The organism is Pseudomonas sp. G5001, from assembly GCF_013385475.1.
Classification (GTDB): domain Bacteria; phylum Pseudomonadota; class Gammaproteobacteria; order Pseudomonadales; family Pseudomonadaceae; genus Aquipseudomonas.
On record NZ_JACAPZ010000073.1, the window covers coordinates 7,101 to 11,184 of the forward strand.

A 4,084-nucleotide genomic window follows, 5' to 3' on the forward strand; every position below is an offset into this window, starting at 1 on the left:
CACGCAGAGCGCGGGAACGATCGCATACGATCGCACAGGCCAGAAACAACAACGCCCCGTCGAGACGGGGCGTTGTGTGTTCAGGTGCTGATTACTTCTTGGCAGCAGGAGCCGCCGGTGCGTCAGGAGCGTCTGCCTTGGACGGGTCCTTGATGGCCAGCAGTTCCAGGTCGAATACCAGCACGGAGTTGGCTGGAATCGCCGGGCTCGGGCTCTGGGCACCGTAGGCCAGGTCGGACGGGATGTACAACTCGACCTTCTCGCCAACGTGCATCAGTTGCAGGCCTTCGACCCAACCCGGAATCACGCCGCTGACCGGCAGGTCAATCGGGCTGCCGCGATCCACGGAGCTGTCAAAGGTGGTGCCGTTGGTGAGCTTGCCGGTGTAGTGAACAGTCACTACGTCGGTAGGCTTGGGTTGAGCACCGTCCGCTTTCTTCACGATCTTGTATTGCAGACCGGAAGCAGTGGTGACAACGCCGTCTTTCTTGGCGTTTTCTTCGAGGAATTTCTTGCCGGCGGTTGCCGACTCTTCGCTCATCTTGGCCATACGCTCTTCAGCACGTTTTTGCAGTGCGGCGAAGGCTTCGACCAGCTCGTCGTCTTTCAGCTTCTGTTCTTTCTTGCCGACGGCATCTTCGATGCCTTGGGCTACCGCTTTGGAGTCCAGGTCATCCATACCTTCTTGAGCAAGGCTTTTGCCCATGTTCAGGCCGATACCGTAGGAAGCTTTTTGCGCCGGGGTTTTCAGCTCTACGCTGGTTTGCGAATCACAACCCGCAAGTACCAGGCTAACCAGGGCCACCGCCGCCGCCAACCGATGCTGTTTCATGCTATTTCCTTGTTCGTGTGCCAAAAGGGCATTCGAGTAAAGTCGCGAGCTTATCAGGCGGCCACGACCAATGGCTACCGGCATGTGAGCAGGAAACTTCTGATAAGTTCACGTGTTTAAAAGCATTTTCATTCAATCCAGGGCCCTGCAACGGACGGCAGCAGCGCTGGAACGAGACTCATGGCCACTTGCCGCACTGCTGGCCTGATGGCATAAGAACGCTACAACTCGACAAGGATAGTTATCTTGCGCATTTTTTCCCGTGTTTTGCTGATGATTTTCATACTGCTGGGCCTGGTCCTGGCGGTGGTGCTCTATTACGTGGTCAACCCGAAGCTGCCGGTCTACGTGCCAGTGGAACAGGTGCACTACCAGGATCAATGGAGCGCCGCAGATCGCCAGACCTACTATTTCACGCCCCAGGGCACCCAGGTCAAGGGCCTGCGTTATGCCTGGTTTACCGCACTGGAGCTGCCGTTCTCCGAGCAGCGTTTCGCCACGCCCGAGTACCTGGCGCGCTTTGGTTTTCTGGTAGACCCCAAGCAGGTGCCCACCGCGCAGAACCCCGGCAACCTGCCGGTGGGTTTCGCCCGGCATAAAAATGCCGGCAGCAATGATGAGTTCCTCGACATCACCTGCGCCGCCTGCCACACCGGCCAGTTGAACTTCAAAGGCCAGGGCCTGCGGATCGACGGTGGCCCGGCGCAACATGTGCTGCCGTCCAGCGTGCCGACCCTGCGCGGCGGCAGCTTCGGCCAGGCACTGGTCGCCAGCCTGGCCTCGACCTACTACAACCCGTGGAAATTCGAGCGCTTTGCCCGCACCGTGCTGGGCCATGACTACAACGACCAGACCGCAGCGCAACTGCGCCAGGACTTCAAGAAGTCCCTGAACAACTTCCTCAAAGTTGCCTGGAACGACACCCACCGTGGCCTCTACCCCACCGAAGAAGGCCCGGGCCGCACCGACGCCTTTGGCCGTATCGCCAACGCCAGCTTCGGCGACGCCATTTCCCCCGACAACTACCGCATCGCCAACGCCCCGGTGGACTACCCGCAACTGTGGGACATCTGGACCTTCGACTGGGTGCAATGGAATGGCTCGGCCCAACAACCCATGGCCCGCAATATCGGCGAAGCCCTGGGCGTCGGCGCCACCCTGGACTTCTTCGACAGCGCCGGCCAGCCGCTCCAGGGCGATGCGCGCTACGCCTCCAGCGTGCGGGTTCGCGACCTGAATACCATCGAAGAAACCCTGCAACGGCTCAAGCCACCCACCTGGCCCGAAGACCTGTTCGGCGCCATCGACAAACCGCTGGCCGCCCAGGGTCGCGCACTGTTCGCGGAAAACTGCGCCGGCTGCCACGTGCCAGCGGTGTCCCAGGTCGATGGCCGCCCGGTGCGACAATTGAAAATGCTCCCGGTGGAGGTGATCGGCACCGACCCCGCTACTGCCAACAATATCGCTGACCACCGCTTCGACCTCAGCGCCCTGCAATGGGACCCGGCGGAGTTGGCGAAAATGAACGTCGAACTGCACCCCACGCCCACCGAGCCGCTGGACCTGCGCAGCCTCTCTTCAGCCAAAGGCCTGGCCTACATCACCGCCTTTGTCGAAGACCACGCCTACCGTGCCGCCGGTGTGACACCTGCCGAACGCCCGCGCCTGGACGGCTTCGGCCTGCCGATCGGCGTACGCGAATTGCGTGCCTACAAGGCACGGCCCCTGGCCGGAGTGTGGGCGACACCGCCGTTCCTGCACAACGGCTCGGTGCCGACGATCTACCAATTGCTCTCGCCTCAGGACGAGCGCAGCCCGACCTTCTATAAAGGCACCTTCGAATACGACCCGCGCCACCTGGGCTATCAAACCGCCGCGTTCCCCAACGCGTTCCTGTTCGATACGCGCATCACCGGCAACCACAACAGCGGCCACGAATTCCGTGCCGGGCAGCGTGGCAACGGGGTGATTGGCCGAGGCTTGCTGCCCCAGGAACGCTGGGCGCTGCTGGAATATTTGAAAGTGCTGGGCGGCCCGCTGGAACAGCAACTGCCCTGACCCAACCGACTTCGCAGAAAAGGATTTTTAAATGCTCGCTCGACTTTGGCTGCGCCTCGGCGCGTTTCTCGGCAAGACCCTGTTGTGGCTGGTGGGCCTGGGCCTGCTGGGCTGGTTGCTGTCCACCCTGTGGTTTGCCTGGCAGCACAGCGGCCCGGTATCGCCGGATGAACAGATCCCGCCGGGTGAAGCGGCCATGACCCAGGGCATCATCCAGACCGCCGTGCGCATCGTCGACCAACACCGCGAAGGCACGCGTTACCTGCGGGATGCGCATGCCAAGGCCCATGGCTGCGTGAAGGCCGAGGTCAGCGTACTGGCGGACCTCGACCCGGCCCTGCGCCAGGGCGTGTTCGCCGAGCCGGGCAAGACCTGGCAGGCGATGATGCGACTGTCCAACGGCAATGCGTATCCGCAGTTCGACAGCATCCGGGATGCCCGGGGGATGGCGATCAAGTTGCTGGACGTGCCAGGCAAACAGCTGCTGGCGGATCAGCAGGCGCGGGGTGAGCAGGACTTTGTGATGTTCAGCCATCCGAACTTTTTCGTCAGTGATGTGGCGGAGTATGCGCAGAACATTTCGGCTCAGGCCGATGGCAAGAAAGTCATGGCGTTTTTCCCCGGGGTGGATCCGCGCAGTTGGCAGGTGCGGCATTTGTTTATCGCGCTGGCGACGTTGGCGCCGCCGCCGGTGAGTCCTACGCAGACGACGTATTTCTCGGTGTCGCCGTATAAGTTTGGGGCGGCGAATGCGAAGTTTCGGGTGGCGCCGGATCCCCAGGGGTGTCCTGCGTATGTGCTGCCCAAACAGAATCAGGACCTGCCGAACTTTTTGCGCAGTGCGTTGAATCAGCAACTGTCGACGGACCGGGTGGCGGCGTGTTTTGTGTTGCAGATTCAGCGGCAGAATCCGCAGAAGTTCATGCCGATCGAGGACACCAGCATTGAATGGAAAGAGAGTGATGCGCCGTTTGAGACGGTGGCCAAGGTGGTGATTCCGGCGCAGGATTTTGATACGCCGGCGTTGAATCTGGCTTGTGATAATCAGTCGTTTAATCCGTGGTTTGGGGTGGAGGCGCATCGGCCGATTGGGGGGATTAATCGGTTGCGTAAGGCGGTGTATGAGGCGGTCAGTGATTATCGGCATAGCCGGAATTTGTAACGCCGCGGTGTTGGGTACATATCCGTTATTTA

General features: G+C 61.0%; 3 protein-coding genes. 2 read left to right on the forward strand and 1 reads right to left on the reverse strand.

Annotation, left to right across the window (positions count from 1 at the left end; genetic code table 11):
* Nucleotides 1-91 precede the first annotated feature (91 nt).
* A complete protein-coding gene (locus tag HX805_RS32190; protein WP_003211122.1) occupies nt 92-832 on the reverse strand; it encodes an FKBP-type peptidyl-prolyl cis-trans isomerase in 741 nt (246 codons plus the stop codon).
* Nucleotides 833-1,078: 246 nt separating this feature from the next.
* Here HX805_RS32190 and HX805_RS32195 point away from each other — a divergent pair, with 246 nt between their 5' ends.
* Together HX805_RS32195 and HX805_RS32200 are read left to right on the forward strand one after the other, a co-directional pair.
* Nucleotides 1,079-2,890 (forward strand): di-heme-cytochrome C peroxidase, encoded by a 1,812-nt coding sequence (locus tag HX805_RS32195; RefSeq protein ID WP_177117665.1) that lies wholly within the window; start codon nt 1,079-1,081, stop codon nt 2,888-2,890.
* Between the two features lie 31 nt (nt 2,891-2,921).
* Nucleotides 2,922-4,052 carry a catalase family protein gene (locus HX805_RS32200; RefSeq protein ID WP_003211127.1) on the forward strand — a complete coding sequence of 377 codons (1,131 nt, stop codon included), beginning with the start codon at nt 2,922-2,924 and terminating at the stop codon, nt 4,050-4,052.
* Nucleotides 4,053-4,084 lie beyond the last annotated feature (32 nt).

What these genes read in the sequence shown, in the direction of transcription:
- HX805_RS32190 (WP_003211122.1), bottom strand. Translation starts at nt 832, where the DNA reads ATGAAACAGCATCGGTTGGCGGCGGCGGTGGCCCTGGTTAGCCTGGTA.
- HX805_RS32200 (WP_003211127.1), top strand. Translation starts at nt 2,922, where the DNA reads ATGCTCGCTCGACTTTGGCTGCGCCTCGGCGCGTTTCTCGGCAAGACC.